This window comes from Ectobacillus sp. JY-23, assembly GCF_023022965.1.
Classification (GTDB): domain Bacteria; phylum Bacillota; class Bacilli; order Bacillales; family Bacillaceae_G; genus Ectobacillus.
This window is the reverse complement of record NZ_CP095462.1, coordinates 860,527-875,300: the sequence shown is the minus strand read 5'-3', so window position 1 is coordinate 875,300 and position 14,774 is coordinate 860,527. Positions and strand designations below refer to the sequence as shown.

The window sequence follows — 14,774 nt, the reverse complement described above, 5'->3', positions numbered from 1 at the left end:
CGAAAAATATGACTATATCCGCATAAGACATATTTTCTTTATTCTCAGAAAAATGTACATATTTGTCGGAATTTAAGCGTGTACTTTTATTACTTTAAAATGTATAAATAATAACTGCTACATAAGAATAGAAAAACGACAATGCAAAATTACATACACATAGATAGGTAAAAGCTTTTGTTTTATCAGTAAGTTATATTACTAAAATCAATCAAACTAGCAAAATTTGTCTAAAGAAACAGCTTCCATTAATGGGACAAATTACATAAAATGAACTTAAGTTTCAGAATATTTTAACTAATTTGATAGGGGGTTATAGAAATGAACCAACATGCCAAACAAATAAAGAAAGAAGTGAATTATACTGCTGTGGCGAACTCTGCTGATTTCCAACGGCTTTTACAGGCTAAGAAAAGATTTATTATTCCAATGTCATTATTTTTCTTTTGTTTTTACATCGCCTTACCGCTTATGACGTCGTATTCAAAAATTTTAAATACATCGGCTTTAGGAGATATTACGTGGGCCTGGGTATTTGCTTTTGCTCAATTTATCATGACCTGGGCACTATGTATGATTTACAGCAAAAAGGCTACATCTTTTGATAAAATGTCAGATCGTATTTTAGCAAGCTTAGAAAAAGGGAGGGAGTAAGGTTGAACGGAACTGCATTTGCACTCTTTTTGGTTATTGTATTGGGAACACTTGTTATTACATATTATGCATCTAAAAAAACGAAAAATGCCAACGACTTTTATACAGCAGGCGGGGGCTTAACAGGTTGGCAAAATGGTTTGGCTATCGCCGGGGACTATATGTCAGCTGCCTCCTTTCTAGGTATTGCGGGTGCAATAGCATTGACGGGATTTGATGGTTTTTTTTACAGTATTGGCTTTCTTGTAGCATATCTAGTTGTCTTATATTTAGTTGCAGAACCGCTTCGAAACTTAGGGAAATTTACACTTGCGGACATGATTGCAGCTCGATTTGAACAGCGTAAGGTACGAGGTGTAGCGGCTCTGAACACAATGACAATCTCTATTTTTTATATGATTGCGCAGTTAGTTGGAGCTGGCGCCTTAATCAAGCTGTTATTGGGAATCGAGTATACCACATCTGTTTTAATCGTGGGAACATTAATGACGGTGTACGTTATTTTTGGCGGCATGACAGCTACGAGCTGGGTTCAAATTGTAAAGGCTGTGCTGTTGATGGGCGGTACGTTAATCATATCTATTATTGTATTTGCAAAGTTCGGCTTTAGTGTGACAGAGATGTTTGCTCAAATGAAAACAGCTACACCGCTGAAAGAGACATTTTTAAATCCTGGCGTGAAATATAAAAATGGTTTGGATACGTTATCGCTTAATTTAGCATTGGTATTGGGAACAGCTGGACTTCCTCATATTTTAGTTCGTTTTTTCACAGTACGTGATGCAAAGACGGCTCGTCAATCTGTGGTTTATGCAACTTGGATGATTGGTGCTTTTTATATTATGACAATTTTCTTAGGGTTTGGAGCAGCTGCATTTGTTGGAAATGCTGAGATCATTAAAGCGAATCCGGCTGGAAATATGGCAGCACCTTTATTGGCACAGGAGCTGGGTGGAAATTTATTATTTGCCTTTGTATCGGCAGTTGCGTTTGCTACCATTTTGGCGGTTGTTGCTGGACTTGTTTTAACTGCCGCTTCCGCATTTGCGCATGATTTTTATAATGAAATTTTACGAAAAGGAAAGGCAACGGAAAAGGAACAGGTATCTATGGCACGCTATGCTGCAATCGGAGTAGCAATCTTATCTGTTATCCTTGCACTGTTTGCACAAACCTTAAATGTTGCGTTTCTTGTGGCGTTGGCTTTTGCCGTCGCGGCTAGTGCAAATTTACCGGTTATTTTATTCACTATTTATTGGAAACGTTTTAATACAACTGGCGCTATCGCAGGTATGTTGACGGGGCTAATTTCCGCTATTGTTCTTGTAGCAATTAGTCCTAATGTATGGAATCCTGAAGTAGGAAAAGCAATTTTTGTGGGAGAACCTCTCATCACCTTAACGAACCCAGGTATCATTTCAATTCCACTTGGGTTTTTAGCAGCTTTTCTTGGTACAGTTCTCTCCTCCAAAAAAGAAAATGAAGCGAAGTTTGATGAAATTCTTGTTAAATCAAACACAGGACATGGTATACAGGGAGTGTCTTCTCATTAAACAAAGCCCAATTTCGGGCTTTGTTTTTTTTAGACTGCAAATAAACAATTCGTTAAATTTGATACAAATCTATGGTTGTAAAATGTAATGATTTATATCAACTATAAGAAATAGATATGCAAGCTTGAAGCAAACATGGATAGAGTTTCAAAACAAAAGAAAAAATTTATTTTTTGATATAAAAACAAAAAACAAAAAAAACAAACAATACATCTTGCTTATATAATATAAAAATATATATAATTAGTATGGAATTATTAAAATCTAAATAATTATTCGACAGGTAATAATATAGAATTTAAAGGAGCGTATACATATGGCACATAAGATTTTGGTAGTAGACGATGCGATGTTTATGAGAACAATGATTAAAAATCTATTAAAAGGGCAAGAAAGCTTTGAAGTAATTGGTGAAGCACAAAATGGTCTAGAAGCAATTCAAAAATATAAAGAGTTGCAACCTGATATTGTTACGCTCGATATTACAATGCCTGAAATGGATGGCCTTGAAGCATTAAAGGAGATCATGAAGATAGATCCAAATGCGAAAGTAGTGATTTGTTCTGCAATGGGGCAGCAGGCAATGGTATTAGATGCGATTAAAAATGGTGCGAAAGATTTCATCGTAAAGCCGTTTCAAGCTGATCGTGTAATCGAAGCACTGACAAAAGTAGCCAATTAAAAGGAAACACAAATTAATTATATAAAGTACCTGAACCATCTCAAAAACAGTCCGGATATTGTATGAATGTGTTCAGGTGCTTTTTTGGATAACAAAGAAAAAGGTGATCTTGGGATGGATAATGATTTATTAAATATTTTCTTTGAAGAGTCACAGGAGCATTTACAGGCGTTAAATGAAAATGTTTTAGTGCTTGAAAATAATCCTGCAAATCTAGCTGTTGTTAGTGAAATATTCCGCTCTGCTCATACTTTTAAAGGTATGTCAGCAACAATGGGGTACACTGAAATGGCTGATTTAACACATAAGATGGAAAATGTATTAGATGAAGTAAGAAGCGGTAATTTACCGGTAACGCCTGCAATTATAGATATTATATTTGAATGTATAGATAATTTAGAGGAAATGGTTGCAGATGTACAGGCTGGTGGATGGGGAAATATAGATGCCAGGCAAACAACGAATAAAATTGAAGCCATCCTCTCCGGAACAACCTTAGAAGAATTGGTTATATCAGAAGATACAGCTACACAGAAAGAAGGAGACGCTTTGCAAATTCACATATGGATTCGTGAAGATGCGATGCTGAAAGCAGTTCGCGCGGTTATGTGCATGGAAGCGTTGAGAGGACATGGAAATATTGTTAAAACAGTTCCGGATTTGGAGTGCATTGAAGCGGATGAGTTCGGAAATTATCTTATGCTGGAGTATGCGACAGAAAAAACAGTTGATGATATTAAAGAGATTTTGTTAGACATTTCTGACGTTGAAAAGATTGATATTATTGTGCCAGAAAAAAAGGAAGAAAAAGTTGTTGATGTGCAAGAAAAAGCGACACAAACCATTAGTACTAAAGTCGAGAGCCGTTCTATCCGTGTTCCGCTTGAGAGAATTGAAAAACTGATGAATATGTTTGAAGAAAGTGTAATTGAAAGAGGACGTATAGATGAATTAGCACATGCCATCCAAAATAAAGAATTATTAGAGCACCTAAATCGACTTGGAGATATTTCAAAAGACATCCAAAACCTACTTTTGAATATGCGCATGGTTCCAATTGAAACGGTATTCAAACGTTTTCCTCGCATGGTTCGTTCCCTAGCAAAGGACTTAGGTAAAAAGATAGATTTAGAGATTATCGGAGAAGAAACGGAAGTAGATAAGATTGTAATTGACGAGATTGGTGATTCTCTTGTACATCTTGTTCGCAATGCAGTTGATCATGGTATTGAAACTGTTGAAGAACGACAAAAAGTCGGAAAGCCAGAGACTGGTAAGCTTACGTTAGAAGCTTTTCACAGTGGCAATCACGTTATGATTCAAATCTCGGAGGATGGCCGCGGTATTCACAAAGCGAAAGTGCTGCAACGTGCAATCAGCAAAGGTATCATTTCAGAAACAGAAGGTGCAAAACTATCTGAACGCGAAATTTACGAATTGATTTTACGCCCTGGATTTAGCACAGCTGAAGTAGTTTCTGATTTGTCAGGACGAGGGGTTGGGCTAGATGTCGTAAAGCATACGATTCACTCATTAGGGGGGCAACTTCTAATTGATTCTGAAGAGGGGAAAGGAAGTACATTCAGAATTGAATTACCTCTTACTCTATCTATTATTCAATCCATGCTTATCCAAACAGAGCAAACACGCTATGCAATACCTCTAGGCAATATCGTAGAAGCCGTACGTATTCAAAAGGAAGATATTCAAATATTACAAGGACGAGATGTTTTAAATTACCGAGATCAAATTATTGAGATTATAGATCTGGGTGCTGTTTTTGGAGAAGGTGAAAAAGGTTTTTTACTACAAAATAAGGAAGAGAAAATGGTTCCAGTGTTAATTGTAAAAAATGCCAGAAGAGTGTACGGACTCATTGTGAAAAATATTATCGGACAGCGTGAAATTGTATTAAAGTCACTAGGAGATTTCTTCGCAGATAGCTCTGCATATTTTTCCGGCGCAACGATTTTAGGAGACGGTAAAGTTGTCTTAATCTTAAATCCGGACAGTTTTTAAGAAGATGTCCCTTAGCGTGAGCGAGGGACATTTTAAATCAGTAATATAATTTTACAGGTACTATGACAGGAGAGACGTCATTATGGTCTATGATCAGAAGCAAGATATATTGGCAGATGAAGTAGATAACACATACGCCCATATATTAAGCCAAGAAGAGAAGGATATTTTAGGGGAAATTGCCAATATATCGTTCGGTTCAGCTTCCACTATTTTGTCTACACTTTTAAATAAAACGGTTACCATTACAGCCCCGCAAGTAGATGTAGTTAGCTTGATAGATAATCGAGATGTTGAAATTCCTCATGTTGTCCTTAATATTCATTTCACGAAAGGGTTGGATATGGACAACCTGTTGGTTATGAATCAAAACGTAGCGCTAGCCATTGCTGATTTAATGATGATGGGGGATGGTGATATCAAAGGAAAAGAATTGACTGAATTGGAGCTTAGCGCAGTACAAGAGGCTATGAATCAAATGATGGGCTTTGCGGCTACTTCCATGTCAGAGTTTTTCCAAGAAACGGTTGATATGTCACCTCCTACAATTCAAGTGGTGAAATTGATTGAAGAACTAGAAAAAAATCCAGGCATAGAGGGCAGCAATGTTTTCATTCGTGTAGCATTTAATTTAACAATTGATAATCTTGTCAAGTCAAAGCTTGTGCAAATTGTATCACTAGAGAACGCCAAAAAAATGATTCATAAACTTTATGCACTATCCGGTGAAACTAATAAAACGAGCGAAACGCCATCAATTCCAGCACTCAGTCAATATGAAAGAGATGCGCTTGGTGAGATTGCAAACATTTCTATTGGTTCAGCTTCCACGGTGTTATCTACGCTTTTAAATCAAAAAGTGCATATTAGTGTACCAGCGGTAGATGTTATTTCTGCACATGCGTATGACGAACAACTTATTCCTTTTGTTGTGCTGAATGTAGATTTCATTCATGCTGTTAACCATCAAAATGTATTTGTGTTATCTAAAGAAGTAGCATTAGTGATGGTTGATTTAATGATGATGGGAACAGGGGATATTGAGGAAGGTAAAGAGCTTACAGAATTTGAATTGAGCGCTACACAAGAAGTCATGAATCAAATGATGGGACATGCTGCTACATCCATGTCGGAGTTGTTTGGTGACGTTGTGGATATTACACCACCTGTTTTAAAAGTGGTAACATTGGCAGAAGAATTGAATCAGTTTCCTAAAGAGGCAGCTAAAGATGGTTTAGTGCAGATTACTTTTGAATTAGAGATTGGGGAATTAATTCGTTCTACCATGTATCAATTTTTACCGTTACATGAAGCACGAGTAATGATTGGCAAACTATCCTCTTATACGGAAGACTTTGAAGCGCCTGACGCAACTACTGCGGTCGAAGTCATAGAAACCGTTCAATTAGAAAATTTTGTATCACAAGAACGCATTGTTACAGGCCTTATGTCAGATGAAACATTAAGCAATGTTGAAGTACGGCTTGAGTTTATATTTGGTAGTACAACAAAAACCATTGATGAAATTCTAAAGCTGACGGATAAAGAAGTTGTATCTTTAGAAGAAGAGGTAGAAGATCCGATTCAAATCATGGCAAACGGTATTCTTATTGGATTTGGTGAGTTAGTTAATGTGAATGGATATTTTGGTGTAAGGGTGACGAAAACGCTATGAAGTTTTTTCTTGCCTTTACTTTGTTTACAGCCCTGTTACAGCCGTCGGAGATAGTACAAGTCTCTCATCTTTGCCAATACGACATAATGAAATCAGCAGAAGAAGATGTGCAAATTCAAGTTTCCGATCAAGACGTACACACTGGAGATTCAGTAAACATAACAGTAATATTTTCCGAGGACATCTCATCTCGCGCAGTATCGGCGGCGCTACATCCCAGCGAATTGACAAGCGATGTAAAGCAACAGAGATTGTTGGAACTTGTACAGCAAAAGAACGGCAGCTGGAGTGCTATATATGAGATAGGACCTTATGATAGCGAGGGGCAATGGAATCTAGAATTGTACTACTATACACAGGAATGGAAAAGAAAAACCATCAATGCATTTGTAAAATCCGATGAACCGGAATTAATAGACGAAATACCTCCGATTATTACAGCACCAAATACGCTAGAAGCTACAGTTGGCAATGCACTCCGTTTAGAAACGGTAGCGGACAACGAATCTGGTTTACAGGAAGTCTCTGCTGTGGTGACAGGTGGAGAAGAGCAGACCATTTTGTGTTTAAAAGAAGAGCAAGGTTCTTGGGTTACAACTTATACATTTACGAAAGAAGATATAGGTGAATACCACCTTGTTTTACGCGCTGTTGATGTAGCGGGTAATGTATATGAAGAGGAAGGGAAGCTGATTGTTCATGACCATGCAGAGGAGGTACCATCTCAAGAAGTGCCCCCGGAGGAAAACAAACCGGTAAAAGGACCTCAGATAGAATTGCAACCGGAAACCCCAGAATTGTTAGAGGTTGTGAAGAGTGAAGATCCTTTTGTTTCAGAGGTGAAAAAATCGTTTGTACCAGCTACCAATAAAGATCAGCAAATAGCAACGGTGAGGGAGAGAAAGAATCAAATACAGAATGAAAACAGATCGTCCTCTGCCACTACAGCGGAGTTGCCTAAGTCCATTTTATATATCGTCGGTGGTTTTGTCTTGTTTTTTGTAATCCGCGGTAGTATAGAGTGGGGAAGGATGGAGTGAAGGAACGTGAAAATTTCTTTCGATGTACCAACCTCACGTCCGCATTCTTCAACAAGTGGAAATGTACAGAACGCTAAACCACCTCAAATTATGAAAGAAACCGTGCACATGGTGTTTGGACCAACAACAGGATCTCCAGTTGTTACGATTACGAGCCTTTCAGAGGGTCTTGCAGCTGTACAAGAAGCAAGACTCGTTTATATAAATATGTTACAAGCACTACAGCAACATAGGAAAGAAACAGAAATTCAGGGAAGTATAGATGAAACAAATGTACTCTTAGGACAGTTGATTTACAACGCACGTGTTCAAAACATACCCCTATTGGATGAAGATGGGTATAAGATTACGATGCAAGTCCTTGTGAATGAAAATGAAATGATAACAGTGCAGATTCCGACTTTACCCGAGTTGTGTATAACAGAAGAGAAGGATGTCTCCTCGCTGAAGTTTCAGCAGTTACTGGAAACCTTACAAGAGCACATAACGGAATTAACTGAATTATTGCAACAGATGTACAAGCGTACGGGTATAGAGGCCGAAGAACAGAATCATGTTAATTTTATTTGGATGCGAGCGGTAATGGAATCAGTAATGAGTATGTTTGTAAAAGAATATACAAGCAAGTCTGTACAATCATTCATATTTGTCGGAGGGATCATAGTAATCTTTTTTCTTATTTTTATCATATATGTATTTATTACAAAATAGGGAGCTTACTATGAAACTGGTTAAAAAAATTACAATCTTAAATTCTTTTTTCATCGTATTATTGCTTGTTTTATTTCTTTTTGCGTCGTATATAGTTGGTACATATGAAGCAAAGCGGGAAAATATAATTACGCAAGCTGGTCAAACCATTAGGTTATATGATGAAGTGCGTTTTGAGCTAGTTTCTATTACATCAGCAGTGCGCGGTAGCTTTTGGTATGATCCAAATGCCAGTGAAGAAGCTGCACCGAAGCTAATAGATAAATTGCAAGAAGCAACTAAAGGTTATAGTGCTGTAAAACGTAGCATGAGCGACATACAAAAAAGTAAGTTTAAAACAAATTTTTTGCAGCAATTACAAATTAAAATTCAGCAGGGGGAAGAGCAGGTACTCCTGTTGACAAAAGAGCAAGATCGACTTCAAGGCTTTATTAAAGCCAATCAAGCGATGGAGGTCATCAGTACTAGCGTTGATTTAGCAAACGCCCAAAAAATATCAGTCGAAAAAAAGCTAAATGATGAGATTCGGACAATTAATCGTGCAAAGTTACAGGTTGAAGCTGTAACAGGCGCACTTTTAATCATTACTAGTATTGTGTTAATTGCAGTTAATTACATAACAATTCGACGATCATTACGTCCGTTGCATACAGTTGCTGAGCGGTTACAGGAATTCGCCAGAAACTCCGGAGATTTATCTTTTCAGCTTCAGTACAGTAAAAAAGATGAAATCGGTGATGTTGTACAAGGTTTTAACGCTTGTATAGAGGGGCTGCGGCAGATGATGCTTCATATTCGAAATGTATCAGAACGAGTATCAGTTGAATCGGCAAACGTAATGATGAGCTCAAATGAAGTGGCTGCAACAGTTGTAGAACAAGAATCGTCTCTAACGGTCATTTCCACCAATTTAATCAAACAAGCAGAGCGTATGAATCGCAGTCTCGTTGCGCTACAAGATATAACGGAAAGTGTACATCGTGTTTCCGCCGCTGCGACAAACGTAGCCAGTACAACAGCGAATGTAACCAATCAGGCGCACTCGAGCATGAAGAACATTGAAGATTCTGTGAAACAAGTACAAGTTATTGATGATGTAGTAGAACAAACTTCTGCTGCCATTCAAAATTTGTCTCAAAATTCTAAGCAAATTGAAAAAGTAGTAAAAACGATTCATAGCATTGCTGAACAAACGAATCTACTGGCATTAAATGCATCGATTGAAGCTGCACGTGCAGGAGAGCATGGTAGAGGTTTTGCGGTGGTAGCACAAGAAGTGAGAAAACTTGCGGAGCAATCAAAAAGCGAAACAACTGAGATTCAAGTGTTGATTTCACGTATTTATGAAGATATTCAACAAGCGGGAAAATGGGTTGAAACAGGTGTTGCAGAAACAAGCAAAGGACGAGATATGATAACAAGAGCTGGGGCTGAAATAGGAGAAATTGTCCGCAATATTACTATTATTTCCGAAGAGATGGCTGAAGTTTCGGCTTCTACAGAGGAAATGTCGGCGGGGGCTGAAGCTGTGACAGATACGCTGGTTGAAGTTGTGGCACTATCTACACAATACGCAGAGGAAACAAATTATATCGCAAAACAAGCAACTGACCAGAAGCAGACTGTGATGCATATGGAGAAGGAGGCTGCTTCTTCACAAAAAATATCTCGTGATCTTGCGGGAATGCTTGAAAATTATAAACTGCATTAAATCATGTGGTTTAAAATGAAAAGGTGTCTCACATATATGTATGAGAGACACCTTTTTATATTTTTTGATAAAAAAACGGCTGAATAATTTTGAATTGATACTTTTCTGGAGATAAAATTTGTTCAGTGCTGCCGACAAACAGCACACCGCCGGGCCTTAGAGCATTGCTAAATTTTTGATATACCATATTGCGTGCTTCTTCGGTAAAGTAAATCATCACGTTTCGGCATACAATTAAATCGTATTTCTGCGAAAAGGTGTCAGTAAGTAAGTCATGCTGTTCAAAGGAAATCTGTTTTTGCAATGTTTTGTTTATCATATACGAATCGTCTTGTTTGGTGAAATATGTATCTCTGAACAAAGCGGGAACTTCACTTATAGAACGCTCATGGTACACACCTGTTTTGGCTGCCTTTATAATGTGGGGATCAATATCGGTCGCGTGTATATGATACGACAACCGCATATGCTCTAAAATCATTGCTAATGTATAAGGCTCTTCACCTGAAGAACAAGCTGCACTCCAAACTTTAAGAGGAGTGTAGCCTGTTGATAGCAATGGTAGTATATCTTGCTGTAGAATTGTCCATCTTACGTAATTTCGAAAAAAACTAGACACATGTATCGTTAGATAATCAACAAATGTATTGAACAGTTCAGAGTTAAGCACTTGTAAAAAAGCTTCATATGTTTGAAAGCCTTGCCGGAGTAAAAATGAATCCACGCGACGCTTCATGCGATCTTGTTTGTAGAGAGAAAGATCAATTCCTCGCATTGTTTTCAGACGATGGCAAAATGTAAGATATGCGCGTTCTTCAGATGTTATGTTGTGCACAGCGGTATGTCCTTTCTGCAATTAGATACAATCTACAGTAAGCGAAGCATACGTTCAAGCTGCCGGTTGGCACGCTCGGTATGTTCTCCTGGTAAATCGCAAATAAAAGTATCTATTCCGTTTTCTTTTGCAATATCTGCAGCGATAACAGACTTATGTGTATCTCCATTATAAAAACATATAACCAAATCGACTTGTTTAACAAGGTTTCGGGTATACTGCACATAGTCAGAGCGGTACAAAGGAATCCGTGCATGATTAAAGGATGTATAATGTGCTCCTAATGACAGAAAGTGTGAAACCATATCCTGAAACCAGGCAGTCGTATTAGCGAAAGGTTGAAAAGTATATATATGCAAATGAGGTGCATATGTCTCATTTTCAAGAAAGAAACGTAACACTTCATTTTCAATAGATTTATAGCATAAAACATGAATGGAATGTTTTGGTGCGTATTGTCTTAAGAAAGTTTGAATCACTTTCTTATCCGCACTTGTCAATTGGTTAGATCCACAAACAAAAAGATTCATTATCAAGCCACCTCAATCAAAATTTTAACATATTTGCAACAAAATAAAACGATAAATTTAAGTATTTAAAATTACAATGGAAATAAAAAGTGAAAAATAGTAAAATTTATATGTAAAAACATTTTTATATTATATAAAATTGATAGAAAAATATATTGTTTTAAAAAATAAACTGTTATACTTAAATAGAACTAGTGATAGTTGGGACCTACCCATCCAAATGTCGTTATACCTATATACATCGTTTTTTCCGAAAATAAATATAAATAAGAATATAATGCTGTAAAGGGGATATACGTATGATGCGTTCCGTTTCGCTGAATCCAGCGTTTATTAATCCCGTTTCTACTTTGACACCGTCAAAAGAAGGTAATGCACTGTCGCCCAACTTTTATAAAGTCCTTCATGAGGGCGCCCAAAATGAAGATGCCGCCCATAAAATGGAAGAGCTTTTACAAGGGATTGAACATATAAAAGAAAAAATCCAGGTAGAGTTAACAATTGATAACGTAATGGAGTACAAAGATGCCGTAAAATCATTTTTAAACTTTTATGTGGATCATCTGATGCAGTATCAAGATGTTATGTCGAGGCATCCAAAATACGGATATGCACAAAAAATGACAGTTGTAAAACGAGTAGAAGCTGAAATGAATGAATTAGAAGATGTTATGAATTTAATTAACACAAAAACCGGGCACTTAGAAACCCTTAATAAAATTGGGGAAATTCACGGATTGATTGTGAACGTAGTCTTATAAAGAAAAGAGGGATACATATGTATGAGCGTTTTATTAGTTGTATGAAAAGCATTGGTAGCACATATAAAGAGATCACAAGTGTAGGAAACCAAGTACATATGCTATTGATTGAAAAGAAAGTTAAGGATATGCAGCCGCTTCAAATGCAAGTGATGAAGTTGCTAGAGGAACTACAACAAAAAGAAGCAGAGATTGCAAGTTTATTACCCAGTGGCAGTGTTGAGGAGGTCATGCTCACATCCTCAGAACGTGAGTATGTGGAAGCGTTAGTGGCAGAAATTCGACGCGAAGAACAGAATGCAAGACAAGTTTTAAAGCGAAACCAATATGCATTACAATTGCAAATTTCTATTACAGAGAACATTGTTGATTGTATTTCTGACATGCATATGGAACAACATCATAATTCGCAACTATTCGTAAATGAATTATTGTAAGAGGAGGTTTAGAGGATATGAGGCTTAGTGAATATAATACATCGCTATCTGGCTTGTTGGCGGCACAGCTAGGTATTTCTACAACAAAGCAAAATATCACCAATCTGCAAAGTGACCACTATGTGAGGCAAAAAGTTAATATGAACGCTTTTGGTGCTGTACCAGGAAGTCCGGGTCATGGTGTAAAGGTACTTGGTATTGAGAGAGTTGTAGATGACATTAAAACCGGACAATACAATAAGCAGCTGTCTGCGGTTTCGTATTACGAATATATGAAAACCGGTCTGATGAATGTTGAAAGCATGTTTCATGCTTCAGGTGATAATGGGCTGTCAACACGTATTGATCGTTTTTTGCAAGCTTGGCACGAAGTATCTAAAAATCCTACACAGCCTACGTATTATCAAACTGTTGTTTCTGAAGGTGTAAAGTTTGCGTCTGAATTGAATCGTGTTGCAGCTGATTTACGCACTGCAAAAGCACAGGCACAAGAGGATTTAAAAGCTTCTGTACAAGCTTTTAATAGAATTGCAGGGCAACTAACAAATATAAATAAAAGAATTGCAGACGCTTCATCTGTTTCAAATCAACTGCTAAATGAACGAGATCAATTAATTAGTGAGTTATCAACGTACGCGCAGGTGGAAATTGGTTATGAATCTTTAAATCCTAATATTTCTACAATCAGAGTGGGTGGTATGGTTGTTGTTTCGGGTACAGATGCTGTTTCATTAACACTAGAAAACGGAACATTACAATTAAACGGTATGCCTGCTCCGCTACAAGGCGGTCGTATAAAAGCGGCGGAAGAATTGGATAAACGTACTTCTGTGTATTTAGAAGAGTTGGAAACTTTCTCAACTAATCTTACGCAAAAAGTGAACGACATCGCAGGACAAGTATTTTTCGAAAATAAGGGGAATTTATTACAAGTGAATTCGGCTTTTGTAAGCAATGCGTTTTCCCTCGTGATGAGTGCTGAAAAAGCGGAGCAAATTGCACAATTGAAAAATACAACCAGCCCATTAGGTATCACATACCAAAAAGCAATGGATCAGTTGAGTGTAAAAATTGCAACGGACACGAACACAGCAATATCGCATCATACTATACATGAGGAAGTATTACAAGGAATTGATAAAGATAAACGCAGCGTAGAAGGCGTGAATCTCGACGAAGAAATGGTCAATTTAATGATGTATCAAAACTATTTTACAGCCAATTCGAAAGCCATTCGCGTGATTGACGAGCTATATGACACGTTATTTGGCATACTTTCATAAAGGTAGGAATAGACAATGAGAATTTCAACATTTCAACATGCCAACTGGACAAAACATGAGATTATGCGCGTGCAAACAAGTGTAGCTGAAAACCAACAAAGGGTATCATCGGGTAAGAAATACTTACGACCGAGTGATGACCCGCTAGCGGCGGGAAAAACTTTGGCGATTGGGCATGCACTTAGACATATTGAACAAATGGAAAAAGATATTACGGATGTGAAGAATGTGTTATCTAACACAGAAGGTGCACTCAGTAATTTACAACAAGCTTTAGATCGCACTAATACACTCGTACTTCAGGCACTCAATGGAACGCAATCTCCCGAAGATAAAAAAGCAATTGCGCATGAAGTGGCCAGCTTAATTAAACAGGTCAAGTATTTAGGCAATACGCAATACGATGGACGCTATATTTTTGGAGGGAGTAAAACAGAGACGGCTCCCTATGATGATAATGGTGCGTACCAAGGTGATGATCAAAGTGTGACTTGGAAACTAAATGAAGGATATGATGTCACAGTATTTCAAAGTGGTAATAAAGTGATTACCCCGGCACTTCGAACCTTGGAAACTATCTATGAAAAACTAAATACAAATGATATGGCTGGTTTACAGACGGCACTCACAGAAAACAGACGAAATACAGACAATGTGATTAATGCAATTACTGAAGTCGGAGCAATAGGCAGTACGATTCAAAGCTTCTCCGATATTTTAGGTACACAAAAAATCGCATTGGAGGAAAGCCGCTCTGCGGTAGAAAATATTGATATGGCAGAAGCGATTTCAGATTTATCGTATATGAATGCAACGTATCAAGCGACGCTCCAGGCTGTTAGCATGATGAACAAAGTAAGTATATTGAATTATATGTAGGAGG

Annotated in this window: 14 protein-coding genes; 12 read left to right on the top strand and 2 right to left on the bottom strand. The window is 37.5% G+C overall.

The window, feature by feature from the left end; all coding sequences use genetic code 11:
- Window positions 1–321: 321 nt before the first annotated feature.
- From MUG87_RS04555 to MUG87_RS04520, 8 genes are all read left to right on the top strand, one after another.
- On the top strand, window positions 322–654 hold the full coding sequence (locus MUG87_RS04555) for a DUF485 domain-containing protein (RefSeq protein WP_247085967.1): 333 nt from the start codon (window positions 322–324) through the stop codon (window positions 652–654).
- 2 nt (window positions 655–656) lie between these two features.
- Window positions 657–2,207: a solute symporter family protein gene (locus MUG87_RS04550; protein ID WP_247085965.1), complete on the top strand. Its 1,551-nt coding sequence runs from the start codon at window positions 657–659 to the stop codon at window positions 2,205–2,207.
- Window positions 2,208–2,523: 316 nt separating this feature from the next.
- Complete coding sequence (locus MUG87_RS04545) at window positions 2,524–2,889, top strand: response regulator (RefSeq protein WP_247085963.1); 366 nt, start codon at window positions 2,524–2,526, stop codon at window positions 2,887–2,889.
- A gap of 114 nt (window positions 2,890–3,003) precedes the next feature.
- Window positions 3,004–4,908, top strand: a complete 1,905-nt coding sequence (locus tag MUG87_RS04540) for a chemotaxis protein CheA (RefSeq protein ID WP_247087501.1) — start codon at window positions 3,004–3,006, stop codon at window positions 4,906–4,908.
- Window positions 4,909–4,990: 82 nt separating this feature from the next.
- The gene (gene fliY, locus MUG87_RS04535) at window positions 4,991–6,583 is read left to right on the top strand and encodes a flagellar motor switch phosphatase FliY (protein WP_247085961.1); all 1,593 of its coding nucleotides are present in this window, start codon (window positions 4,991–4,993) and stop codon (window positions 6,581–6,583) included.
- A complete protein-coding gene (locus MUG87_RS04530; RefSeq protein WP_247085959.1) occupies window positions 6,580–7,623 on the top strand; it encodes a hypothetical protein in 1,044 nt (347 codons plus the stop codon). Before fliY ends, MUG87_RS04530 begins: the two co-directional genes overlap by 4 nt.
- A 6-nt stretch (window positions 7,624–7,629) precedes the next feature.
- A complete protein-coding gene (locus tag MUG87_RS04525; protein ID WP_247085956.1) occupies window positions 7,630–8,334 on the top strand; it encodes a hypothetical protein in 705 nt (234 codons plus the stop codon).
- A gap of 10 nt (window positions 8,335–8,344) precedes the next feature.
- Window positions 8,345–10,045: a methyl-accepting chemotaxis protein gene (locus tag MUG87_RS04520; RefSeq protein WP_247085953.1), complete on the top strand. Its 1,701-nt coding sequence runs from the start codon at window positions 8,345–8,347 to the stop codon at window positions 10,043–10,045.
- A gap of 55 nt (window positions 10,046–10,100) precedes the next feature.
- Here the strand turns inward: MUG87_RS04520 and MUG87_RS04515 are convergent, their stop codons facing one another.
- On the bottom strand, window positions 10,101–10,871 hold the full coding sequence (locus MUG87_RS04515; protein ID WP_281503695.1) for a CheR family methyltransferase: 771 nt from the start codon (window positions 10,869–10,871) through the stop codon (window positions 10,101–10,103).
- Between the two features lie 41 nt (window positions 10,872–10,912).
- Window positions 10,913–11,410 carry a flagellar motor switch protein FliG gene (locus MUG87_RS04510; protein ID WP_247085951.1) on the bottom strand — a complete coding sequence of 166 codons (498 nt, stop codon included), beginning with the start codon at window positions 11,408–11,410 and terminating at the stop codon, window positions 10,913–10,915.
- A 299-nt stretch (window positions 11,411–11,709) separates the two neighbouring features.
- Here MUG87_RS04510 and MUG87_RS04505 point away from each other — a divergent pair, with 299 nt between their 5' ends.
- Genes MUG87_RS04505 through MUG87_RS04490 form a run of 4 tightly spaced genes read left to right on the top strand, consistent with a single transcriptional unit; the run spans window position 11,710 to window position 14,770 of the window.
- The gene (locus tag MUG87_RS04505) at window positions 11,710–12,171 is read left to right on the top strand and encodes a YaaR family protein (RefSeq protein WP_368042561.1); all 462 of its coding nucleotides are present in this window, start codon (window positions 11,710–11,712) and stop codon (window positions 12,169–12,171) included.
- A gap of 17 nt (window positions 12,172–12,188) precedes the next feature.
- Entirely contained in the window at window positions 12,189–12,608 is a 420-nt protein-coding gene (locus MUG87_RS04500; RefSeq protein ID WP_247085948.1) for a flagellar protein FlgN, read from the top strand.
- A gap of 17 nt (window positions 12,609–12,625) precedes the next feature.
- Window positions 12,626–13,891, top strand: a complete 1,266-nt coding sequence (gene flgK, locus MUG87_RS04495; RefSeq protein ID WP_247085946.1) for a flagellar hook-associated protein FlgK — start codon at window positions 12,626–12,628, stop codon at window positions 13,889–13,891.
- A gap of 15 nt (window positions 13,892–13,906) precedes the next feature.
- Complete coding sequence (locus MUG87_RS04490) at window positions 13,907–14,770, top strand: flagellar hook-associated protein 3 (RefSeq protein ID WP_247085943.1); 864 nt, start codon at window positions 13,907–13,909, stop codon at window positions 14,768–14,770.
- Window positions 14,771–14,774: the final 4 nt, after the last annotated feature.